At 73.1% G+C, this 25,242-nt stretch carries 22 protein-coding genes; 9 read left to right on the top strand and 13 right to left on the bottom strand.

The genetic code is table 11. From position 1 onward, the window contains the following. The first annotated feature begins 17 nt into the window (after positions 1–17). The gene (locus tag ACIBTU_RS33555; protein WP_399130447.1) at positions 18–3,626 is read left to right on the top strand and encodes a hydantoinase B/oxoprolinase family protein; all 3,609 of its coding nucleotides are present in this window, start codon (positions 18–20) and stop codon (positions 3,624–3,626) included. Here ACIBTU_RS33555 and ACIBTU_RS33550 read toward each other — a convergent pair. The 6 genes from ACIBTU_RS33550 to ACIBTU_RS33525 form a co-directional block, all read right to left on the bottom strand. Beyond that, positions 3,623–4,222 carry a TetR/AcrR family transcriptional regulator gene (locus ACIBTU_RS33550; protein WP_399130446.1) on the bottom strand — a complete coding sequence of 200 codons (600 nt, stop codon included), beginning with the start codon at positions 4,220–4,222 and terminating at the stop codon, positions 3,623–3,625. The genes ACIBTU_RS33555 and ACIBTU_RS33550 overlap by 4 nt on opposite strands. Before the next feature lie 42 nt (positions 4,223–4,264). After that, positions 4,265–5,296 (bottom strand): agmatine/peptidylarginine deiminase, encoded by a 1,032-nt coding sequence (locus ACIBTU_RS33545; protein ID WP_399130445.1) that lies wholly within the window; start codon positions 5,294–5,296, stop codon positions 4,265–4,267. A gap of 9 nt (positions 5,297–5,305) precedes the next feature. Beyond that, positions 5,306–7,018 (bottom strand): urease subunit alpha, encoded by a 1,713-nt coding sequence (locus ACIBTU_RS33540; protein WP_399130444.1) that lies wholly within the window; start codon positions 7,016–7,018, stop codon positions 5,306–5,308. Then, positions 7,015–7,722: an urease subunit gamma gene (gene ureA / locus ACIBTU_RS33535; RefSeq protein ID WP_399130443.1), complete on the bottom strand. Its 708-nt coding sequence runs from the start codon at positions 7,720–7,722 to the stop codon at positions 7,015–7,017. Before ureA ends, ACIBTU_RS33540 begins: the two co-directional genes overlap by 4 nt. A 331-nt stretch (positions 7,723–8,053) precedes the next feature. Continuing rightward, positions 8,054–9,142, bottom strand: coding sequence for a branched-chain amino acid aminotransferase (locus ACIBTU_RS33530; RefSeq protein WP_399130442.1), 1,089 nt, complete (start codon positions 9,140–9,142; stop codon positions 8,054–8,056). 253 nt (positions 9,143–9,395) lie between these two features. Further along, positions 9,396–10,436: a 3-isopropylmalate dehydrogenase gene (locus ACIBTU_RS33525; protein ID WP_399130441.1), complete on the bottom strand. Its 1,041-nt coding sequence runs from the start codon at positions 10,434–10,436 to the stop codon at positions 9,396–9,398. A gap of 172 nt (positions 10,437–10,608) precedes the next feature. Between ACIBTU_RS33525 and ACIBTU_RS33520 the strand changes: the two genes are divergently transcribed. Then, positions 10,609–12,165 (top strand): purple acid phosphatase family protein, encoded by a 1,557-nt coding sequence (locus tag ACIBTU_RS33520; RefSeq protein WP_399130440.1) that lies wholly within the window; start codon positions 10,609–10,611, stop codon positions 12,163–12,165. 56 nt (positions 12,166–12,221) lie between these two features. Here ACIBTU_RS33520 and ACIBTU_RS33515 read toward each other — a convergent pair whose 3' ends face one another. Beyond that, positions 12,222–12,365, bottom strand: coding sequence for a hypothetical protein (locus ACIBTU_RS33515; RefSeq protein ID WP_188336700.1), 144 nt, complete (start codon positions 12,363–12,365; stop codon positions 12,222–12,224). Positions 12,366–12,583: 218 nt separating this feature from the next. Continuing rightward, on the bottom strand, positions 12,584–13,480 hold the full coding sequence (locus tag ACIBTU_RS33510) for a LysR family transcriptional regulator (RefSeq protein ID WP_399130439.1): 897 nt from the start codon (positions 13,478–13,480) through the stop codon (positions 12,584–12,586). Positions 13,481–13,595: 115 nt separating this feature from the next. Between ACIBTU_RS33510 and ACIBTU_RS33505 the strand changes: the two genes are divergently transcribed. From ACIBTU_RS33505 to ACIBTU_RS33485, 5 genes are all read left to right on the top strand, one after another. Beyond that, positions 13,596–14,609, top strand: coding sequence for an NADP-dependent oxidoreductase (locus ACIBTU_RS33505; RefSeq protein WP_399130438.1), 1,014 nt, complete (start codon positions 13,596–13,598; stop codon positions 14,607–14,609). A 121-nt stretch (positions 14,610–14,730) separates the two neighbouring features. Next, on the top strand, positions 14,731–15,321 hold the full coding sequence (locus ACIBTU_RS33500) for a CDP-alcohol phosphatidyltransferase family protein (protein WP_399130437.1): 591 nt from the start codon (positions 14,731–14,733) through the stop codon (positions 15,319–15,321). Further along, complete coding sequence (locus ACIBTU_RS33495; RefSeq protein ID WP_399130436.1) at positions 15,318–16,190, top strand: phosphatidate cytidylyltransferase; 873 nt, start codon at positions 15,318–15,320, stop codon at positions 16,188–16,190. Before ACIBTU_RS33500 ends, ACIBTU_RS33495 begins: the two co-directional genes overlap by 4 nt. Before the next feature lie 74 nt (positions 16,191–16,264). After that, entirely contained in the window at positions 16,265–17,536 is a 1,272-nt protein-coding gene (locus ACIBTU_RS33490; protein ID WP_399130435.1) for a lysophospholipid acyltransferase family protein, read from the top strand. A gap of 226 nt (positions 17,537–17,762) precedes the next feature. Then, positions 17,763–18,434: a hypothetical protein gene (locus tag ACIBTU_RS33485; protein ID WP_399130434.1), complete on the top strand. Its 672-nt coding sequence runs from the start codon at positions 17,763–17,765 to the stop codon at positions 18,432–18,434. Here the strand turns inward: ACIBTU_RS33485 and ACIBTU_RS33480 are convergent. Further along, positions 18,431–19,171 (bottom strand): tyrosine-protein phosphatase, encoded by a 741-nt coding sequence (locus tag ACIBTU_RS33480; protein WP_399130433.1) that lies wholly within the window; start codon positions 19,169–19,171, stop codon positions 18,431–18,433. The genes ACIBTU_RS33485 and ACIBTU_RS33480 overlap by 4 nt on opposite strands. A gap of 53 nt (positions 19,172–19,224) precedes the next feature. Here ACIBTU_RS33480 and ACIBTU_RS33475 point away from each other — a divergent pair, with 53 nt between their 5' ends. Then, positions 19,225–19,698, top strand: a complete 474-nt coding sequence (locus ACIBTU_RS33475) for a DUF1877 family protein (RefSeq protein WP_399130432.1) — start codon at positions 19,225–19,227, stop codon at positions 19,696–19,698. 112 nt (positions 19,699–19,810) lie between these two features. Here the strand turns inward: ACIBTU_RS33475 and pruA are convergent, their stop codons facing one another. Both pruA and ACIBTU_RS33465 read right to left on the bottom strand, forming a co-directional pair. Further along, on the bottom strand, positions 19,811–21,442 hold the full coding sequence (gene pruA / locus ACIBTU_RS33470) for an L-glutamate gamma-semialdehyde dehydrogenase (RefSeq protein ID WP_399130476.1): 1,632 nt from the start codon (positions 21,440–21,442) through the stop codon (positions 19,811–19,813). Positions 21,443–21,515: 73 nt separating this feature from the next. Next, positions 21,516–22,442, bottom strand: coding sequence for a proline dehydrogenase family protein (locus ACIBTU_RS33465; protein ID WP_399130431.1), 927 nt, complete (start codon positions 22,440–22,442; stop codon positions 21,516–21,518). A gap of 190 nt (positions 22,443–22,632) precedes the next feature. Between ACIBTU_RS33465 and ACIBTU_RS33460 the strand changes: the two genes are divergently transcribed. Continuing rightward, positions 22,633–23,817 carry a PucR family transcriptional regulator gene (locus tag ACIBTU_RS33460; protein ID WP_399130430.1) on the top strand — a complete coding sequence of 395 codons (1,185 nt, stop codon included), beginning with the start codon at positions 22,633–22,635 and terminating at the stop codon, positions 23,815–23,817. Here the strand turns inward: ACIBTU_RS33460 and ACIBTU_RS33455 are convergent. Both ACIBTU_RS33455 and ACIBTU_RS33450 read right to left on the bottom strand, forming a co-directional pair. Beyond that, entirely contained in the window at positions 23,806–24,624 is an 819-nt protein-coding gene (locus ACIBTU_RS33455) for an SMI1/KNR4 family protein (RefSeq protein WP_399130429.1), read from the bottom strand. The genes ACIBTU_RS33460 and ACIBTU_RS33455 overlap by 12 nt on opposite strands. Then, a complete protein-coding gene (locus ACIBTU_RS33450; RefSeq protein WP_399130428.1) occupies positions 24,617–25,198 on the bottom strand; it encodes a TetR/AcrR family transcriptional regulator in 582 nt (193 codons plus the stop codon). The genes ACIBTU_RS33455 and ACIBTU_RS33450 overlap by 8 nt, the downstream gene beginning before the upstream one ends. Between the last annotated feature and the right edge of the window lie 44 nt (positions 25,199–25,242).

The raw sequence follows: 25,242 nt of genomic DNA, 5'->3' as shown, positions 1-25,242 counted from the left end.
CCCCGCAGGAGGCCCCCGTGACAGCGCCCCGCCCGAGCGACGGCGAAGCCCCCGGCTGGCAGTTCTGGATCGACCGCGGCGGCACCTTCACGGACGTGGTCGCCCGCCGCCCCGACGGCCGCCTGCTCACCCACAAGCTGCTCTCCGAGAACCCCGCGCGCTACCGCGACCCCGCGCTGGCCGGCATCCGCGCCCTGCTCGGCGGGCCCGTGGACGAGGCCCGGATCGACGCCGTCCGGATGGGCACCACGGTCGCCACCAACGCCCTGCTCGAGCGCACGGGCGAACGCACCGCCCTCGTCGTCACCAAAGGCTTCCGCGACGCCCTGCGCATCGCCTACCAGAACCGCCCCGAGATCTTCGCCCGCGAGATCGTGCTGCCCGAGCTCCTGTACGAACGCGTCGTCGAGGTGGACGAGCGCGTCACCGCGGACGGCGACGTCCTCGTGCCCCCCGATCTCGACGCGCTCGCCCCTCAGTTGCGGCGCCTGCACGACGACGGCATCCGCGCCCTCGCCGTCGTCTGCATGCACAGCCACCGGTACCCCGGGCACGAGCAGGCGGTCGGCCGTCTCGCCGAGCGGATCGGCTTCCCGCAGATCTCGCTCTCCTGCGAGGTCAGCCCGCTGATGAAGCTGGTGCCCCGCGGGGACACGGCGGTCGTGGACGCCTACCTCTCGCCGGTGCTGCGCCGCTACGTCCAGCAGGTCGCCGAACAGCTCCGGGGCGTGCGGCTGATGTTCATGCAGTCCAACGGCGGGCTCACCGACGCGGGCCACTTCCGCGGCAAGGACGCGATCCTGTCCGGCCCGGCGGGCGGCATCGTCGGCATGGCCCGGATGTCGCGGCGCGCCGGGTTCGACCACGTCATCGGCTTCGACATGGGCGGTACGTCCACCGACGTGTCGCACTACGCCGGCGGGTACGAGCGCGTCTTCCTGACCCGGGTCGCCGGGGTCCGGCTGCGCGCCCCGATGCTGGACATCCACACCGTGGCCGCGGGCGGCGGCTCGGTCCTGCACTTCGACGGCAGCCGCTACCGCGTCGGCCCCGACTCGGCGGGCGCGGACCCCGGTCCCGCCTGCTACCGCGGCGGCGGCCCGCTGACCGTCACCGACGCGAACGTGATGCTCGGGCGTATCCAGCCCGAGCACTTTCCCCGGGTGTTCGGGCCCGACGGCGACCAGCCGCTCGACGCCGGCCTGGTGCGCGAGCGATTCGCCGCGCTCGCCGCCGAGATCCACGAGCGCACCGGCGACGACCGCACTCCCGAGCAGGTCGCGGAGGGCTATCTGCGCATCGCGGTCGCGGGCATCGCCGCCGCCGTCAAGCGGATCTCGGTGCAGAAGGGCCACGACGTCACCCGGTACGCCCTGACCACCTTCGGAGGCGCGGGCGGCCAGCACGCCTGCGCGGTCGCCGACTCGCTCGGCATCCGCACCGTCCTCGTACCGCCCATGGCCGGTGTCCTGTCCGCCCTGGGCATCGGTCTGGCCGACACGACGGCCATGCGCGAGCAGTCCGTCGAGGAACCCCTCGAACCCGCCTCCATGCCCCGCGTGCTGGAGACCGCCGACGCCCTGGAGGCGGCCGCCCGCGCCGAACTGCTCGCCGAGGGCGTGCCGGAGCGCCGCATCCGCACCGCACGCCGCGCCCAGCTGCGCTACGACGGCACCGACACGGCCCTGACCGTCGACCTGGACGAACCGGAGGCGATGACGGCCGCCTTCGAGGACCGGCACCGGGCCACGTACTCCTTCACGCTGGAGCGCCCGGTGATCGTCGAGGCCCTGTCCGTCGAGGCCACCGGGGTCACCGAACCGCCGGACCTGTCCGACCTGGCCGAGGCGCCCGCGCGCGAGGACGCGGAACCGGCCGACGTGGCCCTGCACACCGGCGGCGCCCGCCGCGACGTACCGCTGTACCGGCGCGCGGAGCTGACACCGGGGCTCCGGGTGACGGGCCCCGCGATCGTCACGGAGGCGAACGCGACCACCGTGGTGGACGAGGGCTGGAGCGCCGCCCTGGACGACGAGGGCCACCTGGTCATGGAACGGGTCGCCGCGCCCGCCCCGCCGCAGGCGCACACGGCGGCGGACCCGGTCCTCCTGGAGGTCTTCAACAACCTCTTCATGTCCATCGCCGAGCAGATGGGCGCCCGCCTGGAGTCCACCGCCCAGTCCGTCAACATCAAGGAACGTCTGGACTTCTCCTGCGCCCTCTTCGATCCCGAAGGCAACCTCGTCGCCAACGCCCCTCACATCCCGGTCCACCTGGGCTCGATGGGCACCAGCGTCAAGGAGGTCGTGCGGCGCCGGCCGTCCATGCGCCCCGGCGACGCCTACGCGGTCAACGATCCGTACCACGGCGGCACCCACCTGCCCGACGTCACCGTGATCACCCCGGTCTTCGGCGCCTCGGGCGAGGAGATCCTCTTCTACGTCGCCTCGCGCGGTCACCACGCGGAGCTCGGCGGCATCTCCCCCGGCTCGATGCCCGCGCACAGCCGCCGCATCGAGGAGGAGGGCATCCTCTTCGACAACTGGCTCCTGGTCGAGGACGGCCGCTTCCGCGAGCGGGAGACCCTCCGTCTGCTGACCGAGTCGCCCTACCCGTCCCGCAACCCGGCCACCAACCTCGCCGACCTCCGCGCCCAGATCGCCGCCAACGCCAAGGGGGTCGAGGAGGTCGGCAGGATGATCGACGCCTTCGGCCTCGACGTCGTGCAGGCCTACATGCGGCACGTCCAGGACAACGCCGAGGAAGCGGTGCGCCGTGTCATCGAGGCTCTGGACGACGGCAGCTACGCCTACGAGACGGACGCGGGCGCCGTCATCCGCGTCCGCGTCACCGTGGACCGCGCGCGGCGCTCGGCGACCGTCGACTTCACCGGCACCTCGGCCCAGCTCCCCGGCAACTTCAACGCCCCCTACGCCGTGGTCAACGCCGCCGTCCTCTACGTCTTCCGCACCCTGGTCGCCGACGACATCCCGCTCAACGACGGCTGTCTGCGCCCGCTGAAGATCGTGGTGCCGCGCGGCTCGATGCTCTCGCCCGAGCCCCCGGCCGCCGTGGTGGCGGGCAACGTCGAGACCTCCCAGGCGATCACCGGCGCCCTGTACGGGGCCCTCGGCGTCCAGGCCGAGGGCTCGGGCACGATGAACAACATCACCTTCGGCAACGACCGCTTCCAGTACTACGAGACCGTGGCCTCCGGCTCCGGCGCGGGTGACGGCTTCGACGGCGCGCCCGTGGTGCAGACCCACATGACCAACTCCCGGCTCACCGACCCGGAGGTCCTGGAATGGCGCCTGCCGGTCCTCCTGGAGGAATTCGCGGTGCGCGCGGGCAGCGGCGGCGCGGGCCGCCGGCGCGGTGGTGACGGCGCGGTCCGGCGCATCCGCTTCCGGGAGCCGATGTCGGTCTCCGTCCTGTCCGGCCACCGCCGTGTCCCGCCGTACGGCATGGCGGGCGGCGAGCCGGGGGCCCTGGGCGCCAACTCCGTGCTGCGCGCGGACGGTTCGGTGGAGCGGCTGGAGGGCGTCGACTCGGCCGACCTGGAGCCCGGGGACGTGCTGATCGTCGAGACCCCGGGCGGCGGAGGGTACGGCCCGCCGCCTGCCTAGGGGTTCAGGGCCTCGTCGAGGAACTCGCGTACGTGGTCCATGACCCGCTCGCGGCCGACGCCGCGCAGGCCGATCACGATCTGCAGGGAGAACCCGTCGAGCAGCGCCCGCAGCCGTGTCGCGAACCGGTCCGGGTCCACGGGCCGGAACGCACCGCGCGAGACGCCCTCGGCGAGGAGGGCCACCAGGTCGCGGTGCCAGGCGCCCTCGATCGCGGCCTGCCGGTCGCGGGCGTCGTCGTCGGCGTGCTGCGAGCGGTTCCACACCTCCAGCCAGAGCGACCAGTGCGGGTCGCGGTGGCCTTCGGGCACGTACAGGTCGACGTACGCGTCGAGGCGCTCCCGGGCGTCTCCCCCGCCGGTCAGCAGCCGGCCGCGCGCCGCGCCGAGCCGGCCCTCGCTCCATTCCAGGGTGCGCAGGAGCAGCTCGTCCTTGGACCCGAAGTGGTAGGCGAGGTGGCCGCTGCTCATGCCGACCTCCGCACCGAGCGCGGCCAGGGTGAGCTTCTCCAGGCCCCGCTCGGCGATCATCGCCATGGTGGCGGCGAGCACGTTCTCGCGGGGCGGGGCCGGAGTGCGCCGGCGGGAGGCGGTCATGTGTACGTTTCTACCTGATCCCTGCTGGTCGGAGCGGCCCGGTCAGAGTCCGGCCACCGGCTGCTGCTGGGTGATGCAGTGGATGCCGCCGCCGGCCGCGAAGATCGTGCGGGCGTCGACCAGGGTGACGGTGCGGGTGGGGAACAGGCGGCGGAAGATCGCCGCGGCCTCCTCGTCGTTCGGGTCGTCGAAGCCGCAGAGCACGACGCCGTCGTTGCACAGGTAGTGGTTGATGTACGAGTAGTCGACCCAGCCGCCGTCCTCGGGGTCGGTGAGGACGGTCGGGGCGGGGACCTCGACGATCTCCAGGGTGCGGCCGCGGGCGTCGGTCTGGCCGCGCAGCGTCTCCAGGATCTCCCGGCTCACCTCGAAGTCGGGGTGGGCGGGGTCGCGCTGGGTGTGCACGAGGACGACGCCGGGGGCGGCGAACGCGGCGACGATGTCGACGTGGCCACGGGTGCCGAACTCGCCGTAGTCGGCGGTGAGTCCGCGCGGCAGCCAGATCGCCTTCGTCGTGCCGAGCCGGGCGTGGACCTCGGCCTCGACCCGCTCCTTGGTCCAGCCCTGGTTGCGGTCCGGGTCGAGCTGGACGGTCTCGGTCAGCAGGACCGTGCCCTCGCCGTCGACGTGGATGCCGCCGCCCTCGTTGACCATCGCGGTGGAGTGGACGGGGACGCCGGTGAGGTCGGCGACGTGCCGGGCGACCTTGGAGTCGTGCTCCCAGCGGGCCCAGTCCTGGGCGCCCCAGCCGTTGAACGTCCAGTCCACGGCCGCGAGTTCGCCGGTCTCGGTGTCCTTGACGAAGGTGGGGCCTATGTCGCGCATCCAGGCGTCGTCGAGCTCCCGCTCCACCAACTCGATGTCGTCACCCAGCAGTTCGCGGGCCTCGTCGAGCTGACCGGGGCCGACGACCACGCTGACCGGCTCGTGGCGGCGCACCGCGCGGGCGACACGGGCCCAGGCGGCACAGGCCTCGGCCAGCTCGGTGTCGTCGGCGAAGGTCGGGTTGGGGCTCGGCCAGGCCATCCAGGTCCGCTCGTGCGGGGCCCACTCGGGCGGCATCACAAAGGTCATGGCGGGTCCTCAGAGGAAGTAGAGACGGTTCAGGGAGACGGAGTCGGCGGGCTCCGAGCGGATCGGTTCGCCGTCGAGCGTGACGAGTCCGGTGCGCTGGTCGACGTCGACGGCGCCGGTGCGGGAGTTGAAGCGCAGGTCGGCGGGGCCGATGCCGCGGGTGTTGCGTACCGCGACGCGGCGCCTGCGGGTCGGCATGGTGTCGTTCCCCTGGTCGAGGGCGGACTGCGCGACGAACGCCACGGAGATCTCGGCGGGGGTCGCGCCGTGCGCGCCGAACTGCGGTCCCAGGACGAGCGGTTCACAGGTGTCGGTCGCCGCGTTCGGGTCGCCGACGACGCCGTAGGCCGGGAAGCCGGACTTCAGCACGAGCTGCGGCTTCGCGCCGAAGAACTCGGGGCGCCACAGCACGATGTCGGCCATCTTGCCGACCTCGAGGGAGCCGATCTCGTGGGAGAGGCCGTGGGCGATGGCCGGGTTGATGGTCAGCTTCGCCATGTAGCGCAGCACGCGCTCGTTGTCGTGGCCGACGCCCGGGTCGCCCAGCTCGGCCTTCATCTTGCCGGCCATGGCGAACGTACGGCGGACGGTCTCGCCGGCCCGGCCCATGCCCTGCGCGTCGGAGGACGTGATGCCGATGGCGCCGAGGTCGTGGAGCACGTCCTCGGCGCCCATCGTGCCCGCGCGGATGCGGTCGCGGGCCATGGCGGCGTCGCCGGGCAGGTCGGGCTTGAGGTCGTGGACGGAGACGATCATGCCGTAGTGCTCGGCGACGGCGTCCCGGCCGAAGGGCAGGGTCGGGTTGGTGGAGGACCCGATGACGTTCGGGACACCGGCCATCTTCAGGACGTTCGGCACGTGGCCGCCGCCGCAGCCCTCGATGTGGAAGGCGTGGATGGTGCGGCCTTCGAGGACCTTCAGGGTGTCCTCGACCGACAGGCACTCGTTCAGGCCGTCGCTGTGCAGGGCGACCTGGACGTCGTGCTCCTCGGCGACGCGCAGCGCCGTGTCCAGCGCACGGGTGTGGGCGCCCATGTCCTCGTGGACCTTGAAGCCGAGGGCGCCGCCCTCGGCGAGCGCCTCGACGAGCGGGGCCTCGTGCGAGGACGAACCGCGGCCCAGGAAGCCGATGTTGACCGGCCAGGCGTCGAAGGCGGAGAAGGCGTGCTTCAGCGCCCACGGCGAGTTCACGCCGACGCCCCAGACGGGGCCGAACTCCTGGCCGATGATCGTGGTGACGCCGGAGGCGAGCGAGGCCTCCATGATGCGCGGCGACAGCAGGTGGACGTGGGTGTCGACGGCTCCGGCGGTGGCGATGAGGCCCTCGCCGGAGACGATCGTGGTGCCGGTGCCGACGACGACGTCGACCCCGTCGAGCGTGTCCGGGTTCCCGGCGCGGCCGACGGCGTGGATACGGCCCTCGCGGATGCCGATGGACACCTTGCGGATGCCGAGCGCGGCGTCGATCACCACGACGTTGCTGATCACGATGTCGCAGGTGTCGCGGACCGCGGCGGCCTTCAGGTGCAGTCCGTCGCGGGCCGTCTTGCCGAAGCCGGCCAGGAACTCGTCGCCGTACTCCTGCGAGTCGGACTCGACGCGGATGGTGAGGCCCGAGTCGCCGAGGCGGACGCGGTCGCCGGCGCGCGGGCCGTGCGTCGCCGCGTACTCGTGCGGGGTGAGGCGCCGGGCCTCGGCGGGGTGTCCTCCGGGGCGGCTCATCGGGCGGCCTCCTCGTCGCTGGTGGTGTCGGGTACGCCGAGATAGCCGCAGGCGGTGGCGCGGCGCAGCGCCTCCTCGCGGGCGCCGGGGGCGTCGAGCGGGCCGTCGACGAGTCCGGCGAAGCCGATCGCGACGCGGGCGCCGCCGATGGGGACGAGGCCGACCTCGCCGCTCTCGCCGGGTCCGAACCGCACGGAGGAGCCGGCCGGTACGGCGAGCCGCATGCCGTACGCGGCGGCGCGGTCGAAGCGGAGGCGGGGGTTGGCCTCGAAGAAGTGGAAGTGCGAGGTGACCGAGACGGGCACGGACGCGGTGTTGGTGACCGTGAGCGTGACCTCGGGCGCCGGGTCGGAGTGCTCGGGGCCGGGGAGCAGGGCGCCCGGGGCGTCCTCGCCGATGCCGCCGCCGATGGGGTCGCTGACGACGGCGAGGCGGGAGCCGTCGTCGAAGACGGCCTCCACGTGGACCTCCGTGACGACGTCGGCGACGCCGGGCAGCACGTCGTCGGGGCCGAGGACGGAGCGGGCCGCCTCGACGGCCTCGGCGAGCCGGCGGCCGTCGCGGGCCGCCTCGCAGACCGTGTCCGCGATCAGGGCGGTCGCCTCCGGCACGTTCAGCCGCAGGCCGCGGGACTTTCTGGCCCGGGCGAGCTCGGCGGCGCCGAAGAGGAGGAGGCGGTCGCGTTCTGTGGGGGTCAGTCGCAAGGGGGCGCTCCGTTCGGGTTTAGAGCACCACTCTAACGCTGGCCGCTGGGAACGGGTAGAGGTGGCGGGGTGTGTTGTGCGGCTCGATTTGAGTACCGCTCTATACGCGCGTGGTCGAGTGCCGGCCGGTGGGGGCCGGTCGCGCAGTTCCCCGCGCCCCTAGAGGCGAACGGCTTCGCCGTTCAGCCTCTATCGGAGAGATGCCGCCCGAAGGGCGTGCATCTCAGGGGCGCGGGGAACTGCGCGAGAAGCCCCACCGGCCGGCAGACCGCCGACGACAAAGGGCCGCACCCCCGTGACGGAGATACGGCCCAGAGCCAGAAACGACGGGTCAGCCCAGCTTGTGCATCCAGCCGTGCTGGTCCGCCGTCTTGCCGCGCTGGATGTCCAGGAGCGCGTTGCGCAGCCGCATCGTGACCTCGCCCGCCTCACCGCCGGACTGCGTCCACTCACCACTGGCCCGCTTCACGGTGCCGACCGGCGTGATGACCGCGGCCGTACCGCACGCGAAGACCTCGGTGAGGGCGCCGGACTCCGTGTCGGCCTGCCACTGCTCGATCGAGACGCGGCCCTCCTCCGACTCGTAGCCGAGGTCGCGGGCGACCTGGAGCAGGGAGTCACGGGTGACACCGGCGAGCAGCGAGCCGGTCAGGGTGGGGGTGACGATCTTGTTCCCGTACACGAAGTACAGGTTCATGCCGCCGAGCTCCTCGACCCACTTGTGCTCGACGGCGTCGAGGTAGGCGACCTGGTCGCAGCCCTTGGCCGCGGCCTCGGCCTGCGCGAGCAGGGACGCCGCGTAGTTGCCGCCGGTCTTGGCGTCGCCGACACCGCCGGGGACGGCGCGGACGCGGTCCTCGGACAGCCAGATGGAGACGGGCTTGACGCCACCGGAGAAGTACGCGCCGGCGGGCGAGGCGATGACGATGAACAGGTACTCGTTGCCCGGCTTCACACCGAGCCCGACCTCGGTCGCGATCATGAACGGGCGCAGGTAGAGGGACTCCTCGCCGCCGTGCGCCGGGACCCAGTCACGGTCCTGCTGGACGAGCGCGTCGCAGGCCTCGACGAACGTCTCGACGGGCAGCTCCGGCATGCCGAGGCGCCAGGCGGAGTGCTGGAAGCGCTTGGCGTTCATGTCGGGGCGGAACGTGGCGACGGTGCCGTCGGGCTGGCGGTAGGCCTTGAGGCCCTCGAAGATCTCCTGCGCGTAGTGCAGGACGTTCGTCGCGGGGTCGAGGGAGAGCGGGCCGTAGGGCACGAGCTGCCCGTCGTGCCAGCCGCGACCCTCGGTCCACTTGATGGTGACCATGTGGTCGGTGAAGTGGCGGCCGAATCCCGGGTTGGCCAGGATCGCCTCGCGCTCCGCGGCGGACAGCGGGGTCGAGGAGGGCTTGAGCTCGATCGTGGGCGTCGTCATGATGCGTGTCCTTCACCGTTGGTTGTGACGGACCGCGCTCACGTCTGCACTGCTTGTACTAGGACGTCCGAGCATTCACGTACACCGCGGCCCGCGTTCGATTATCGCGCGCGGAGGGGTGTGCTCGGAACGGGGCCTGCGAGTGCGGGCGTGGAGCGGCCCGGGGCTGATGGTCGCACCCGGGGCCGTGATACGAGAAGCCGCCGGGCGCTGAGGCGACCCGGCGGCTTCTCTTACGTGGTGGAGCGCCGGGTCAGCCGGCTACTCGCGCGGCGAGCGCGTCGCCGATCTGCTCGGTGGAGCGGACGGCGTCGCCGCGCTCGCCGAGGTCGGCGGAGACGGCGGTCTCGATGCGCTCGGCCTCGGTCTCGTAGCCGAGGTGACGCAGGAGGAGGGCGACCGAGAGGACCGTGGCGGTCGGGTCGGCCTTGCCCTGGCCCGCGATGTCCGGGGCCGAGCCGTGGACGGGCTCGAACATGGACGGGAACTCACGGACCGGGTTGATGTTCCCGGAGGCCGCGACGCCGATGCCGCCGGAGACGGCCGCGGCGAGGTCGGTGATGATGTCGCCGAAGAGGTTGTCGGTGACGATCACGTCGAAGCGGGCCGGATCGGTGACGAGGTAGATCGTCGCGGCGTCGACGTGGATGTAGTCGGTGGTGACCTCGGGGAACTCCTGCGCCACCTTGTTGAAGACGTTCGTCCACAGGTGGCCCGCGAAGGTCAGCACGTTGTTCTTGTGGACCAGCGTGAGCTTCTTGCGGGGGCGGGCCTGGGCGCGGGCGAAGGCGTCCCGGACCACGCGCTCGACACCGAACGCGGTGTTGACGGAGACCTCGGTGGCGACCTCGTGCTCGGTGCCCTTGCGGATCGTGCCGCCGTTGCCCGTGTACGGGCCCTCGGTGCCCTCGCGGACGACGACGAAGTCGATCTCCGGCTGGCCCGCGAGCGGGGTGGAGACGCCGGGGAGCAGCTTCGACGGACGCAGGTTCACGTGGTGGTCGAAGGCGAAGCGGAGCTTGAGCAGGAAGCCGCGCTCCAGGACGCCGGACGGCACGCTCGGGTCGCCGATGGCGCCGAGCAGGATGGCGTCGTGCTTCTTGAGGGAGCCGAGGTCGGCCTCGGTGAGGGTCTCACCGGTCGCGTGGTAGCGCTTGGCGCCGAAGTCGTACTCCTCGGTCTCCAGCTTCACATCCTGCGGGAGGACGGCGGAGAGGACCTTGAGTCCCTGGGCCACGACCTCCTGGCCGATGCCGTCACCGGGGATCACTGCGAGATTGATGCTGCGAGACATGGTCCGACCGTACTCCGGGTCCCATGGGATGACACGCCCTGTCCATCATGCGGACAGCTTCGGGCGGCTCCCGCCCGGCCGGAGCGGGGTCGCCGGGACCGGCACCGAGCGGCCTTCCGCTGTTCATCCGGGGGTCCGGCGGTCGTGGGGCGCCGCGGGCAGATTCACCCGTATGGACACTCCCGACGTCGGCATCCCCGAGGCGCTCGCGCGCCGGATGAGCATGCCGGAGCAGCACGCGTATCTGCGCGAGCGCCTGGGCAGGCGGCGTGTGCTCGCCGGGGCGGCCGCCGCGGCCTCCGGCGCCGTGCTGCTCGGTGACGGTGCGACGGGTCCGGCGCTCGCGGCGCCCCGGCCCGCCGCCGCGGCGGTGCGGGTCGACGGCGCGCTCGTGGCCCCGTTCGGCCGGCATCTCGCGTTCGGCGCCGATCCGCGCACGCAGATGCGGATCTCGTGGCAGGTGCCGTTCGCGGTGCGCCGGCCGTTCGTACGGGTGGGCCTGAAGCCGTGGGAGCTGAGCCACCGCATCGAGGCGGAGGTGCGGGCGCTGCACACTCCGGCCCTGTCGAAGAAGCTCCCGGCGGTGGAGCAGCTGTACCTGCACGCGGCGCTCGACGGGCTGCGCCCCGGCACGACGTACTACTACGGCGTCGGGCACGACGGTTTCGACCCCGCGTCGGCGGAGCGCCTGGGCACGCTCGGCACCTTCCGCACCGCGCCCGCGACCCCGGCCCCGTTCGTCTTCACGGCCTTCGGCGACCAGGGCGTCGGCTATGACGCGCTCGGCAACGACCAGGTGATCCTGGGCCAGGACCCGGCGTTCCATCTGCACGCGGGCGACCTCTGCTACGCGGACGACACGGGGCACGGCAAGGAGACGGACACGTACGACGCGCGCGTGTGGGACCAGTTCCTCGCGCAGACCGAGACCGTCGCGAAGTCGGTGCCGTGGATGGTGACGACCGGCAACCACGACATGGAGGCCTGGTACTCCCCCAACGGCTACGGCGGGCAGAGCGCCCGCTGGACCCTGCCGGACAACGGCCCGGACCCGCGCGAGGCACCCGGCGTCTACTCGTTCGTGTACGGGAACGTGGGCGTGGTCGCCCTGGACGCGAACGACGTCTCGTACGAGATCCCGGCCAACCGGGGCTGCACGGACGGGAAGCAGACGGCCTGGCTGGACCGGCGGCTGAAGGAGCTGCGGGCGCGCGCGGACGTGGAGTTCCTCGTGGTGTTCTTCCACCACTGCGCGTACTCGACGTCGCGGCACGCCTCGGACGGCGGGGTCCGCGACGCGTGGGTGCCGCTGTTCGACCGGCACCAGGTGGACCTGGTGATCAACGGGCACAACCACGTCTACGAGCGCACCGACGCCCTGAAGGGCGGCGAGGCCGGCAAGCCGGTGCCGGTCGGCACGTCGACGGATCCGACGCGCGACGGCATCGTGTACGTCACCGCGGGCGGCGCCGGCAAGGACCTCTACGGTTTCGGGCCCGGCGTCCCGGACAGTCACGAAGGCCGGGTGCGGGACCGCGACGCGGTCACGACCTTCCACTGGACGAGGTCGCGCGAGCCCTCGCCCGAGACCGTCGGCTGGTCCCGGGTGCGCTACACCGGCTTCTCGTTCCTCGCGGTGGAGGTGACCAAGGGCCGGATGAAGGTCGCGGCGCTGGCCGCGGACGGCAGGCGCATCGACAGCTTCGAGGTGAGACGCGGCTCTTACTGATGAGGCTTACTACGGATGAGGCTTGCTGATGCGGCTTACTGATGCGACGCCAGGGCTCAGTGCCCCGTCTCGCCGCCGTTGTCACGACGGTCGAGGGCGCGCTGGAGAGCGGCGGCGGCGATCTTTGCGGTCTGTCGGTCGGCTTCGGTCGACGGAGAGACGTGGCGGACTCGGCGGCGGACGGGCGTCGCAGTGGCCATGAGGGATCGACTCCTTGAGAATCCATGGAACAAGGGGGATTTCGAGGCGCCGGAAGGGGCGGGGAACGGGAGCGTCAGGGGTTGCCTGATCCGGTGCTCCGGCTCTCTACCGCCCTCGCCAGGTAAGCGAGACGTTCGGCTTCTACAAAGCTAGGACAGGACTCCGTTTCTGTCTCCACAATTACTCGGACTTCCTACTATCTGAGACGGGCGACGCCTCACCCGTCCCGGGAGAGCACTCTGAGCTCACGGATCAGCGCCCGTACCGGCGCGGTCCTGGCCAGCTCCGCGGTGGTGACGTAGCCCACGGAGCGCACCGGGCGGTCCGGTCCGAGGTCGGTGATCCGCACCCCGTCCGGGACGCCGCCGCGCAGCGCGAGATCCGGCATGATCGCCATGCCGAGCCCGGTGCCGACCATGGAGAGCACCGTGCCGTCGTCCTCCGCGCGGACCGTGGCGCGCGGGATCCAGTCCTGGGCGGCCCACCAGTCGCGGGTGTACGAGCCGCAGTTCTCCGTCCAGTCGACGAGCGGCAGCGTGCGCGGCTCGGGGTGGGCGGCCGGGTGGACGAGGGCGTACTTCTCCTCGACGAGCGCGCCGGAGACGAGCCCGGCGGGCAGCGCGGTGCTGCCGCCGAGGGTGGCGATGGCCAGGTCGGCGCGGCCCGCCGCGACCTCGCCGGGCGTGCCCGCGCCGATGTCCCGCACGACGCGGACCTCCGGTTCGAGGTCCGGGTGCCGGGCCGCGAGCGCCGTGAGGGCGGGCGGCAGCAGGTGCAGGGCCGCGCTGCGGAAGGCGGCGATGCGCAGCGGGCCCCGGATCTCGTCGGGCCCGGTGCGCGCCTCCTCGGCCATGAGCGCGAGGAGGCGCAGGACGCGGCGGGCGTGGCCGACGACGCGGGCGCCGGCGGCGGTCGCGCGGGCGCCGGTGCGGCCCCGTTCGAAGAGGACCGCGCCGAGCTTGCTCTCGCTGCCGCGCACCGAGTGGGAGACGGCGGACTGGGTGAGGCCGAGCGTGGCCGCGGCGGCACCGAAGCCGCCCTCGTCGGCGACGGCCACGAGGATGCGGAGTTCGTGCGGGGCGAGGTCGCGGGACCGGGTCACGTGCGGGTTCACCTGTTCTTCCGTGCTGGGGCATGCGGGCGGTCCCATGAGAGCCGCTCATGGAAAGTGCCGATGCATGAGCCCAACCCTCTGCCCGCCGGGCGCATTCCTCTCCTACGGTCACGGCATGACCGAGACCGCACGCACCGTGCACCAGATCGCCCGTCCGAACGGCCCCGCCCGCCCCGACCACTTCCGCTTCGTCGAGTCGCCCGTGCCCGACCCGGAGCCCGGCACCGCGGTCGTGGAGAACCTCTACTGGTCGGTGGACCCGTACCACCGGGAAATGATGGACGAGAACCCGTACGGCTCGTTCGAGCTGAACACGCCGCTGGAGGGCCGGGCGCTCGGCCGGGTGCTCGCGTCGCGCGCGCCGGGGCTCGTCGAGGGCGCGATCGTCTTCCACCGCAAGGGCTGGCGCACGCACTCCGTCGTCCGCCCCGAGGAGGCGAGGCCGGTGCCGGACTTCGCGGGGGTGCCGCTCTCCGCCCACCTGAGCATCCTGGGCGGGACCGGCCTGACGGCGTACGTCGGGCTGACCCGGATCGCCGAACTGCGGCCGGGGCAGGACGTGTTCGTGTCCGCTGCGGCGGGCGGCGTGGGCACGGCGACGGGCCGTCTGGCCCGTCTGATGGGCGCCGGGCGGATCGTGGGCAGCGCGGGGTCGGACGCGAAGGCCGCGTACCTGACCGAGCACGTCGGCTACGACGAGGTCTTCAACTACCGCACGGGCGGCCCGGTCGCGGACCAGCTGGCCAAGGCGGCGCCCGCCGGCATCGACCTGTTCGTCGACAACGTGGGCGGGGAGCACCTCGGCGCCGCGATCGGCGCGCTGCGCACGCGCGGGCGGGTCGTGCGGATCGGCACGGTCGGGCAGTACGACACGGCGGGGCGTCCGGCGCCGGTCGTGTTCGACCACGCCGACGTGGTGGAGAAGAGCCTGCGCATCGAGGGGTTCCTCGTGGCCGATCACCGGGACGCGCAGGAGGAGCTGTACGCGTTCGCGGTGCCGCACCTGCAGAGCGGCCGGATGGGGCTCGACGAGACGGTGGTCGACGGGTTCGAGCGGATCGTGGACGCGTTCCTCGGCATGCTGCGCGGCGAGAACCTCGGCAAGATCATCGTCCGCCGCGCGGAGTGAGGCGGCCGGTGCGCGGGAGGCCCGAGGGGCGGGAGAACGCGGTACTCAGGGCGGTGTGTTGAGTACGAGGTGAGTACGCGGGCCGATCCGGGCGCGCGGGCCCGGCGGCAGAGTCGACGTCATGAACGGCCTCTACTCCCTCAAGCCCTGGTACGCGGACCGGCTCGCCGGTCTGCGGGCCGGCTGCGCCGCGCGCGGCGTCTCGCCGGACACGCTGACCTGGGCCGGTGTGCTGAGCGGCGGTGCGGCGGGCGCGGCTCTCGCGCTGCTGCCGGCGCCGCTCGCGGCCCTGCCGGTGGCACTGCTCCTGGCGGCGCGGCTCGCCTTCGCCAACCTGGACGGGGCGCTGGCCCGCGACACGGGCCGTACGACGCGGCGCGGCGCCCTGCTGAACGAGCTCGGCGACCGGGCCGCGGACCTCGCCGTGCTGGCGGGCTTCCTGACGGTGGCCCCGCTGTGGCTGGTGGCGACAGCCGCTCTCGCGGCGACGCTGCCCTCCTGGGTGTCGCTCGCGGGGGCCGCGGCGGGCGCCCCGCGCCGCAACGGCGGACCGGTCGGCAAGACCGAGCGCTGTCTGCTGGTCGTGATCGCGGCGGCGTCGGCCTGGTACGTGCCGGTGCTCGCGGTCCTGGCGGCGGGTTCGGCCGTCACGGCGCTGGTCCGGCTGCGGTGGCTGTGGCGGGAGCTGGGCGCGGCGGAGGCCGGGCGATGAGCGCCGCGTTCCTCGCCGGCGAGGTGGCCGCGCGAGCCCTTCCGGTCATCGGCGGGGTGCTCGGCGCCGGGGGTGTGGCCGTCGCGGCACTGCCCGCGCGGGTGCGGACGCGGGCCGAGCTGCGGCGCCGCTGGCGGACCTGGGCGCTGGCCGCGCCGCTGTTCCTGGGGGCGCTGTTCCTGGGCCGGGGCGGGGCGTTCGCGCTGGCGGCGGGGCTGGGGGTGGTCGCGGTCGCCGAGTACGCGCGGATGGCGGGGCTCGGGCGCGGCGAGCGGGGTGTGCTCGGGGTGGCGGCGGTGGCGTTCCCCGCGCTCGCGTGGGCGGCGCCGGGGGCGGACGCGCTGCGCCTGGCGGGGCTGTTGCTGCTCGGCGCGGTGGCGGTGGCGGTGCTGAAGGGGGACGCCGCCACCGGCTTCACCCGTGCGAGCCGCACCCTCTTCGGCCTCGTCTGGATCCCGGCTGCCCTCGCCGGCCTCGTCCTCCTGAGCCCCGGCACGGCGCTCGCGGTGGGCATCGCGGTCGCGTTCGGGGACGTCGGGGCGTGGTGCGGGGGCACGGCGCTCGGCCGTGTCGGCCCGCTCGCCCGCCCGCTGTCGGCCCTCTCCCCCAACAAGACGTGGGCGGGTGTGCTGGGCGCGGCCGCGGCGACGGCCGCCGCCCTGGCCGCGCTCGGCGCCTTCTCCGTCGTCCTCTGGGCGGCGGTCCTCTCGGGCGCGGTGCTCGGCGACCTGGTCGAGTCGATGGTGAAGCGCGAGGCGGGCGTGAAGGACGCGGGCACCTGGCTACCCGGCTTCGGCGGCCTCCTCGACCGCATCGACTCCCTCCTCTTCGCGCTGCTGTTCGTGATGGCGGCGGGGGTGGCGCTGTGACCGGGGCCGGGCGGGTACGGACCACCGCGGCGGCGTCCGGCGCCGCGGATCGTGACGGCGACGGGGGTCGCGGGATGAACGGGAAAGACGAACGGGCTGGGGCCGCGCCCGGCGTGCGGGCCGCCGCGTCGGGCGCGGCCGGGCAGGGGCGCGGCGGTGCTCGCGCGGGGCGCCGCCCCTCCGGGCCTGGCGGCTTCGCCGCGCGGCTGCGGCGGGGACTGTGGCGCGGGGTGCTCACGCTCACCGGAGGCGTCGAGACACGGGGGCGGCTGCCGCGCGGCGGATGCGTCGTCGTCGCCAATCACACCTCGCACGCCGACACGGCCGCGCTGCTCGCCGCGCTCGACGCCCGGCACGCCCCCGCGATCGGGGCCGCGGCCGACTACTGGTTCGCCTCGCGGTACCGGGCGCGGATCTGCCGGCGGCTCGCGGCCGGGTTCCCGGTGCGGCGTTCCGGCGGCGGCATGGACGATCTGCTCGCGCACGTGCCCGCGCTGCGGGCGGGCGGCGCGGTCGTGCTGTTCCCCGAGGGGACGCGGGGCCGGGACGGGGCGCTCGGCGCGTTCCACAAGGGTGCCCTCGTGCTGGCCGAGCGCGCGGGCGTGCCCGTCGTGCCGGTGGGCATCGCCGGGACCGGCCGGCTGCTGCCCAAGCACGGGCGGCTGCGCCCCGCCCTGGTCCGGGTCCGGATCGGCGAGCCGCTGGCGCCGTCCACGACTCCGGAGGCGGCCCGCGACGCGGTGGCCGCGCTGCACGACCGTACGGTCGCCGATCCGCTCGCCGACTCCCCCGTCCGCAAGCGGATCGCCCGGGTCGCGGGGTCGAAGCGCGGCCTCGCGCTCGCCTTCACCTGGGCGCTCGCGGAGGCGCTGAGCTGGCCGCTGATGCCGGAGCTGCTGCTCGGCGCGGTCTGCGTCGCCGTGCCGCGCCGGGCCCTGAAGCTGTCCCTGGCCGCCCTCGCGGGCAGCCTCGCGGGCGGTGTGCTCGCGCTCCAACTGGCCGCGTCCGGCGTCGAGTTGCCCGCGCCGCTGACGACGGACCGGATGCGCGCCGAGGTGCGGCACGAACTCGCCCTGGAGGCCGCGGGCGCCGTACGCCACCAGCCCTGGAACGGCGTCCCGTTCAAGGTCTACGCGAAGGAGGCGGGCCACGCGCAGGTGCCGCCCGGCGACTTCCTCGCGGCGGCGGCCCGCGCCCGGGGCACCCGCACGCTCGCGGTCGGCCTCGCCTTCGGCGCGTTCGGCTTCCTCGCACACCGGCACCGGCGCCGGTACGGGACGTACCTGGTGCTCCTCGGCGGCGGGTTCGCGGCGGGCCTGACGATGATCGTGACGGGCTGGTCGTAGGGGGCGGCGCGGGAGCACCGACACCCGAACGGACGAACGTGATCGCGCCAACCGTGGGCGAGAGGCGTCCGGTTCCGACGCCCTGACCACCACGAAGCGCCAACGGGTTTCAGCCACCCGCACCGACGTGATCAAGTCCGGTACGGGCGCGGGAGACGATCAAGGGGGCGCCCGGGAGACCGCGAGCGCCCCCCGCACGCCTTCGCCGCCCCGAGAGGACCCCCGCATGACCCCGGCCCAGCCCTACGACGTCGCCCTCGACCTCGGCACCCTGCGGGTGCTGCCGTCGGCCGGGCACGACGGACTCGTCCGGCCGCTCCTCCTCGCCGCCGAAGCGGGGCCCGGCCCCACCGATGTCACCGGCCTGGAGCGGGGACTCGACCACCCCGCGTTCTCGTTCCTGGAACACGCGCACGTGCGGGGCTTCGACGTCTGCCTGATCGGCTACGCGGACGGGGACGGCCCCCTCGAGCACCTCGCCCGGCCCGTCCGGCAGGCCGTCGACCACGTGCTCCGCGCCCGTGTCGGCGCCGCGCCGCTGACCGTCGGCGGCGTCGGCCGGGGCGCCCTCGCCGCGCGCCACGCCCTGCTCCGGATGGAGGAGGAGGGGCTGCACCCCGAGACCCGCTTCCACTACGCGGTGAGCAGCACGGAGCCCTCCGCGCGGGAGGCCGCGTACCTGACGGGGCGCGGCGGTCTGCCGAAGACGACGGAGAACATCAAGCTGATCACCCTCTCCCCCGAGGCCGACACGGGTTCGACCCCGCTGCTCGACCCGGCCTACGACGACGTCTTCATCACCCCGGCCCCCGCCGCCGGACCGGGCCCCCTGCTCCCGGAGGACCTGGCCACCTGCCTCCTGAACTGCCTGACCGCGCCGGCCGGGAGCCGGCTCTAGCCCTGCCCCGAGATCCGTCGCCGCAGCGCGGCCACTTCCTCCTCGCTCAGCCCGGCGCCCCGCAGATACTCCTGCGCGTCGAACCCCCGCGCCACCTCGAGCGCGGCGTCATAGGCGGTGGTCCCCGCGGAGGCGAGCCCCGCGGCCAGTTCGGGCCCGTCGTCCTCGCGCCCCCGGGCGGCGTTCATGGCGGAGACCCGCGGCACGCTCGACTCGTAGTCCGCGGCGATCTCTTCAGGACTCGCCCCGGCCAGCGACAGCAGCACGATCGACACGACACCGGTCCGGTCCCGCCCCGCGGAACAGTGGAAGGCGACCCCGCCGGGCGCCGCCGCGGCCACGGCCCGCGCGACGGCGGCGATCCGCTCGGGGAACCGCTCCAGGAACGGCCCGTAGTACACGGGCGTCCCGAACTCCCAGCCGCCCCACCACCGGTCCCAGAACTCCCGGTCCTCGATCCCGTCGACCGGCACCCGCACGGTCCGCACCCCGTCCGGCCGGGCGGCGTCGTCGGCCCCGTACTCGTCGGGGTTGCGCAGATCCACCACGGTCCGCACCCCGTGCCCCACCAGCGCCCGCCACCCGTCGGCGCTCAACCGGTCGAGCCCGTCGGCCCGCACCAGCGCCCCGCGTCCGACATCCCCCAGCCCCCCGAGATCCCGCACGTTGAAACACCCGTCCCAGTCCAGGTGGCGGGAGAGGGCGTGGCCGTCGGCTTCCGTCGTTTCCGTGGTCATGCCCGCAGTGGACCATGGAAGGCGCTGTCAGTGGGAGGGGCTAACTTCCGGGCATGGGCTATCACATGCATCTGAAGGCGATCACGGTCGAGCAACCGCCCGCGGACTTCGAGGGGTTGGCGAAGCTGTTCGCCGACGCGTACGACCGCGGGTTCCCGACGGACGAGATCGAGGACCTGATCCACAAGGACTTCTTCCAGGTCGACGAGTTGTGCAAGGCGGCGGCGCCGGACGGGGCGGGCGAGCTGGTGGTCTTCGGCGGCGAGCCCGTGTACCCGCCCGAAGGGAGCCCGGAGCCGCCCCTCGTCGTCCTGGACCCCGAGGGTGTACGGGCGGCCGCCGAGTTCCTCGCATCGTGCTCGTTCGAGCGGATATGGGAGGCCGGCGGGACGGTGATCGCCAAGAACTGGGGGTGGCCGGAGGACGAGGTCCGCTCGATCTTCGCGTCGCACGTCGACGGGCTGCGGGACACCTACGGCCGGGCCGCCGCCCTCGGCCTGGCCATGGCCAAGCACTTCTCGTTCTGAGATCTGTGCAGCGCAGACGGTACGACACCGCCCCCGGCCAGGGTGGGGTCCACGGCCGGGGGCGGGGGTCTGGGGACGGGCGGCGGAGGGGGCCGCCCGTCCGGGGGGGGCGTCAGCCCATGTGCGGGTACGTGTAGTCCGTCGGCGGGACCAGCGTCTCCTTGATGGCGCGGGTCAGCGTCCAGCGCATCAGGTTCTGCGGGGCGCCGGCCTTGTCGTTGGTGCCGGAGGCACGGCCGCCGCCGAAGGGCTGCTGGCCGACGACGGCGCCGGTCGACTTGTCGTTGATGTAGAAGTTGCCCGCGGCGTAGCGGAGCTTCTCCATCGTGAACGCGGCGGCCGCGCGGTCGTTGGCGATGACCGAGCCGGTGAGGGCGTAGTCGGACACCGACTCCATCTGGTCCAGCATTTCCTCGTACTTGTCGTCCTCGTAGACGTGGACGGCGAGGAACGGACCGAAGTACTCGGTGGTGAAGACCTCGTTGGCCGGGTCGGAGCACTCGACGACGGTCGGGCGCACGAAGTAGCCGACGGAGTCGTCGTAGGTGCCGCCCGCGACGATCGTGCAGGTGTCGTCCGCCTTGGCGCGGTCGATCGCGGCCTTGTTCTTGGCGAAGGAACGCTCGTCGATGACGGCGCCGATGAAGTTCGACAGGTCGGTGACGTCACCCATGGTGATGCCGTCGACCTCGGCCGCGAACTCCTCCTTGAAGCCGGAGTTCCAGATGGACGCCGGGACGTAGGCGCGCGAGGAGGCGGAGCACTTCTGGCCCTGGAACTCGAAGGAGCCGCGGGTCAGGGCCGTCTTGAGGACGGCGCGGTCGGCGCTCGGGTGGGCGACGACGAAGTCCTTGCCACCGGTCTCACCGACGAGCCGCGGGTAGGTGCGGTACTTGTCGATGTTCGTGCCGACCGTCTTCCACAGGTGCTGGAAGGTCTTGGTCGAGCCGGTGAAGTGGATGCCGGCGAGGTCGCGGTGGTTGAGCGCGACCTCGGAGACGGCCAGGCCGTCGCCCGTCACCAGGTTGATGACGCCCTTCGGGAGGCCCGCCTCTTCCAGGAGCTGGAGGAGGAGGACGGCCGCGTGGGTCTGCGTCGGGGACGGCTTCCAGACCACCACGTTGCCCATGAGGGCGGGGGCGGTGGGGAGGTTGCCCGCGATGGCCGTGAAGTTGAACGGCGTGATCGCGTAGACGAAGCCCTCCAGCGGGCGGTGGTCCATGCGGTTCCACACGCCGGTGGAGTTCGCCGGCGGCTGCTCGGCGAGCAGGTTGCGGGCGTAGTGGACGTTGAAGCGCCAGAAGTCGACGAGCTCGCACGGGGTGTCGATCTCGGCCTGCTGGGCGGTCTTCGACTGGCCGAGCATCGTGGAGGCGGCCAGCGTCTCGCGCCACGTCGTGGAGAGCAGCTCGGCGGCGCGCAGGATGATCGCGGCGCGGTCGTCGAAGGCCATCGCGCGCCAGGCGGGGGCGGCGGCCAGGGCGGCGTCGACCGCGTCCTGGGCGTCCTGCACGGTGGCGTTGGCGTAGGTGCCGATGACGGCCTTGTGGTTGTGCGGCTGCACGACGTCGAAGCGCTCGCCGCCACCCATCCGACGCACACCGCCGATGGTGCAGGGCAGCTCGATCGGGTTCTCGGCCAGCTCCTTGAGCTTGGCCTCCAGGCGGGCGCGCTCCGGGGAGCCGGGGGCGTAACCGTGCACCGGCTCGTTCACCGGGGCGGGGACCTGGGTCACGGCGTCCAGGGTCATGGTTCCGTTTCTCCTTCGGGGGTTGCGGGGAGTCATCGGGAGGTTCCGGGTGGGGCGGGGTCCGGGCTCAGTTCTTGGTGAGGATCGAGCGGCCGAAGAAGAGCAGGTTGGCGGGCTTCTCGGCGAGCCGGCGCATGAAGTAGCCGTACCAGTCGGTGCCGAACGCGGTGTAGACGCGCATCCGGTGCCCCTCGGCGGCGAGCCGCAGGTGCTCGTCGCTGCGGATCCCGTACAGCATCTGGAACTCGTACTCGTCGAGCTTGCGGCCGGCGCGCCGGGCCAGCTCCTGCGCGATGGAGATGAGACGCGGGTCGTGGGACCCGATCATCGGGTACCCGTCACCCTCCATGAGGATGCGCGTGATCCGGACGTACGCCTTGTCGATCTCGGCCTTGTCCTGGTACGCGACCTCGGCGGGCTCCTTGTAGGCGCCCTTGACGATGCGGACGCGGCTGCCGGCGGCGGCCAGGCGGCGGGCGTCGTCCTCGGTGCGGAAGAGGTAGGCCTGGATGACGCAGCCGGTCTGCGGGAAGTCCTTCCGCAGCTCCTCGTGGATGGCGAACATCGAGTCGAGGGTGGTGTGGTCCTCGGCGTCCAGGGTGACGGTGGTGCCGATGGCGGCGGCGGCCTCGACGACCGGGCGGACGTTCGAGAGGGCGAGCTCGTGGCCGCCCTCCAGCGCCTGGCCGAACATCGACAGCTTCACGGACATCTCGGCCTTGGTGCCCAGGCCCAGGTCCTTGAGGCGCTCGATGAGCTCCAGGTAGGCGTCGCGGGCGGCGTAGGCCTGCTCGACGGTGGTGATGTCCTCGCCGACGACGTCGAGGGTGACCTCGAGGCCCTTCGCGGCGGCGTCCTCGATCACGGGCACGACGTCGTCGACGGTCTCACCGGCGATGAACCGGTCGACGACCTGCTTGGTGCCCGGCGCCGCCGACACGAAGGAACGCATCTTGTCGCTGCGCGACGCGGCGAGGATCAAGGGAGCCAGCACGGGGCACCTCCACGGAGCACGAGTTGAAGAAAGCACCGCCTCTTACGTCGTAACGCAACAAAACGCGACGAAACAGGAACGGCACGGAGAACCACCGTGAAATCTAAGGATCCCTCCGATCCTGTGCCATCGACAGCTGTCACGCATCTGTGGCCACCACCTCAGACATCTGTATGAAGGGGCGCCCGGGGTGGGTGAGAATGGCGGGGTGAAGGGCGACTACCAGGAACTGGTCGACGAGATCTCGGCGCTGCTCGGCGCCCCGGCGACCCTCGAGAACCGGGACTTCCGGCTGATCGCGTTCGGTACGCAGGTCAGCGGCGACGACAGCGACTTCGACGCCTCGGCGCTCGACCCGGTCCGCACCCGCTCGATCCTCACCCGGAGCTCCACGCCCGCCGTCCGCGCCTGGTTCGAGGGCTTCGGCATCGCCCGCGCGACCGGGCCGGTCCGTATCCCGGCGACCCCGGAGGCCGGCGTCTACCGCGGCCGCATCTGCCTGCCCGTACGCCACCGGGGCATCGTCCTCGGCTACGTCTGGCTGCTCGACGACGATCCGGGCCCGACGCCGGAGCAGCTCGACGCGGCGATGGAGGTGGCCGGCCGGATCGGCGCGGAGCTGGCCGACGAGGCGCAGGCGGGCGCCGATCTGACCCGCGAGTTCCACTCCGTGCTGACGGCGGAGCGGGGCTGGCAGCGGGACATGGCGGTGGCGGCGCTGCGCACGGCGCTCGGCACCCGCGCCGACGGCCTGCACACGGTGGTCTGCGTGGCGCCGTGGCCCTCGGCGGACCCGGACGACGCGCCGTCGGTCCGGACGATCCCGGCGGCGGACGCGCTGTGCACGGTGCCCTGGGGTGCGACGGGTCAGTGCCTCGCCCTGCTGGTCCGCCTGCGCTCCTCGGAGGTGTTGACCCCGGCGCTGACGGCGGCGGCGAAGCTACGGGCGCGGGCGGGCGCGGCCCAGGTCGCGGCCGGGATCGGCGGCCCGCGCACGGATCTGGCCGAACTGGCGGCGGCCTGGCAGGAGGCGACGGCGGCGGCCCGCACCGCCCTGGCCGACCCGCGGCTCGGCCCCGACGCCCAGTGGTCGGCGATCGGCCCGTACCGCCTGCTCACGGCGCTCCCCGCGGAGACCGCCCACGACCCGGTCCTCGCCCCGCTCCTGACCCCGGCCCACCGCCAGCTGGCCCACACGGCCGAGGTCTTCCTGGACTGCGCGGGCCAGGCGGGCCGCGCGGCGGCGGCCCTCGGCATCCACCGCCAGACCCTCTACTACCGCCTCTCCCGCGTCGAACAGCTCACGGGCCTCGACCTGGACGAGGGCGAGGACCGGCTCCTCCTCCACATGGGCCTCAAGGCCTCACGCCTGTGACGTCCAGGCCGAGGTGCCGTGGACGGTGTCGCAGGACAGCACCGGACACCCGGTGCGGGTGACGGCGGCCAGCACCGCGGTCCGGGCCCGCTCACTGTCCTCGCGCGGGAACGCGACGCGCAGCGTGTGGCCGTAGGCCGTCTCGTAGGTGAGCTGCCAGCCGGTGGCGGTGACGGCGAAGTGGTCCTGGCGCTGGCGGCCGTGCCGGTGTGAGCCACGGTCCGCGGTGGGGCCCAGGACGGAGCGCAGGATGCGTAGCCGCTCGTCGTACGGGACTCCGCCCTCGCCGAGCCTGACGTAGACATGGTCGTGCTCGACCGCCGGGTCGAACCACGGCTCCAGGCCCGGACGCTCCGGCATGAGGTCGCTGACGAGCCGGCGGTCGGTCCAGCGATCCAGGAACTCGGCGGCCCCGCAGTCATGGCGCTCGTAGTCGTCGTCGCGGGTCCAGAAGACGACGGGCCAGGAGTCGGGCGGACCCTCGGTGAGCCAGCAGAAATTGCCGCCGCATTCGTTCATCGCCCAGACCAGGAGCCCGCCCGGTTCCGGATAGAGGGGGTACGGGTAGGCGTCCGGGTAGTCCTCGCGCATCGACCCGAAGTCGTCGAGGAGCTCGCCATCGGGCGGGGCCACGAGATGGACCTCGCCCCAGAACCCGCCCCGCCCGTACGTCTCCACCAGCCGTTTGTAGTCCCCGGGCAGCGGCGTGCCGAGCTCCCGCTCCGCCGCGGCCCAGTCGACGGGGCCGCCGGCCGGGTGCGCGGGCGGCGGGACCCGGCGTACGAGATCCGCCGCGGGGTCACCCATCGGACCGGGTCCCGGCGATCAACCGCCGCATGCCCTCGGTGAGCTCGGTGGGCGTCGGGGCGGTCTCCGGGTCGAGCATGTACTGGGCGATGAGGCCGCTCATCAGACACATGTAGAGCTTGCCGAGGGTGTCGACGCTCGGGTCGTCGACGGGCGGCTCCGCGCCGCCCTGGAACATGGGGATGACGCCCCGGCCGCCCTCGCGCTGCGCCTGGGCGACGAAGTCCCGCACGGCCGGCATCTTGTCGCCGATCACCACGAGCTCCATGCCCAGGTGCCAGATCGAGCCGGGCTTCCCCATGGCCTCGGTGACGTTGGTCCACACCTCGTGGAACCGCTCCAGCGATCCGTCGGGCGTGGTCAGCACGCCGGCGCCGTCGAAGGCGTCGGAGTGGTCCTCCACCAGCGCGATGTAGGCCTGCGCGAGCAGCGCGTCCTTCGAGCCGTAGTGGTAGCCGATCGACGCGAGGTTGGCCCCGGACTCCTTGACGATGTCGCGCGCCGTGGTCCGCGCGAACCCCTTCTCCTGCAGGCAGCGCTTGGCGCCGTCGAGCAGATCTTCCTTGTGTCCCATGCCGGCCACCCTATCTAGACGTCCGTCTACGACAACTGTACGAG

It is taken from the genome of Streptomyces sp. NPDC050145 (genome assembly GCF_044460245.1).
In the GTDB taxonomy this organism is placed as follows: Bacteria; Actinomycetota; Actinomycetes; order Streptomycetales; family Streptomycetaceae; genus Streptomyces.
This window is presented reverse-complemented; position numbering and strand designations above follow the sequence as displayed.

What these genes read in the sequence shown, in the direction of transcription:
- ACIBTU_RS33550 (WP_399130446.1), bottom strand. Translation starts at nt 4,222, where the DNA reads ATGACCGCCTCCCGCCGGCGCACTCCGGCCCCGCCCCGCGAGAACGTG.
- ACIBTU_RS33545 (WP_399130445.1), bottom strand. Translation starts at nt 5,296, where the DNA reads ATGACCTTTGTGATGCCGCCCGAGTGGGCCCCGCACGAGCGGACCTGG.
- ACIBTU_RS33540 (WP_399130444.1), bottom strand. Translation starts at nt 7,018, where the DNA reads ATGAGCCGCCCCGGAGGACACCCCGCCGAGGCCCGGCGCCTCACCCCG.
- ACIBTU_RS33530 (WP_399130442.1), bottom strand. Translation starts at nt 9,142, where the DNA reads ATGACGACGCCCACGATCGAGCTCAAGCCCTCCTCGACCCCGCTGTCC.
- ACIBTU_RS33525 (WP_399130441.1), bottom strand. Translation starts at nt 10,436, where the DNA reads ATGTCTCGCAGCATCAATCTCGCAGTGATCCCCGGTGACGGCATCGGC.
- ACIBTU_RS33520 (WP_399130440.1), top strand. Translation starts at nt 10,609, where the DNA reads ATGGACACTCCCGACGTCGGCATCCCCGAGGCGCTCGCGCGCCGGATG.
- ACIBTU_RS33515 (WP_188336700.1), bottom strand. Translation starts at nt 12,365, where the DNA reads ATGGCCACTGCGACGCCCGTCCGCCGCCGAGTCCGCCACGTCTCTCCG.
- ACIBTU_RS33505 (WP_399130438.1), top strand. Translation starts at nt 13,596, where the DNA reads ATGACCGAGACCGCACGCACCGTGCACCAGATCGCCCGTCCGAACGGC.
- ACIBTU_RS33500 (WP_399130437.1), top strand. Translation starts at nt 14,731, where the DNA reads ATGAACGGCCTCTACTCCCTCAAGCCCTGGTACGCGGACCGGCTCGCC.
- ACIBTU_RS33495 (WP_399130436.1), top strand. Translation starts at nt 15,318, where the DNA reads ATGAGCGCCGCGTTCCTCGCCGGCGAGGTGGCCGCGCGAGCCCTTCCG.
- ACIBTU_RS33490 (WP_399130435.1), top strand. Translation starts at nt 16,265, where the DNA reads ATGAACGGGAAAGACGAACGGGCTGGGGCCGCGCCCGGCGTGCGGGCC.
- ACIBTU_RS33485 (WP_399130434.1), top strand. Translation starts at nt 17,763, where the DNA reads ATGACCCCGGCCCAGCCCTACGACGTCGCCCTCGACCTCGGCACCCTG.
- ACIBTU_RS33480 (WP_399130433.1), bottom strand. Translation starts at nt 19,171, where the DNA reads ATGACCACGGAAACGACGGAAGCCGACGGCCACGCCCTCTCCCGCCAC.
- ACIBTU_RS33475 (WP_399130432.1), top strand. Translation starts at nt 19,225, where the DNA reads ATGGGCTATCACATGCATCTGAAGGCGATCACGGTCGAGCAACCGCCC.
- ACIBTU_RS33455 (WP_399130429.1), bottom strand. Translation starts at nt 24,624, where the DNA reads ATGGGTGACCCCGCGGCGGATCTCGTACGCCGGGTCCCGCCGCCCGCG.
- ACIBTU_RS33450 (WP_399130428.1), bottom strand. Translation starts at nt 25,198, where the DNA reads ATGGGACACAAGGAAGATCTGCTCGACGGCGCCAAGCGCTGCCTGCAG.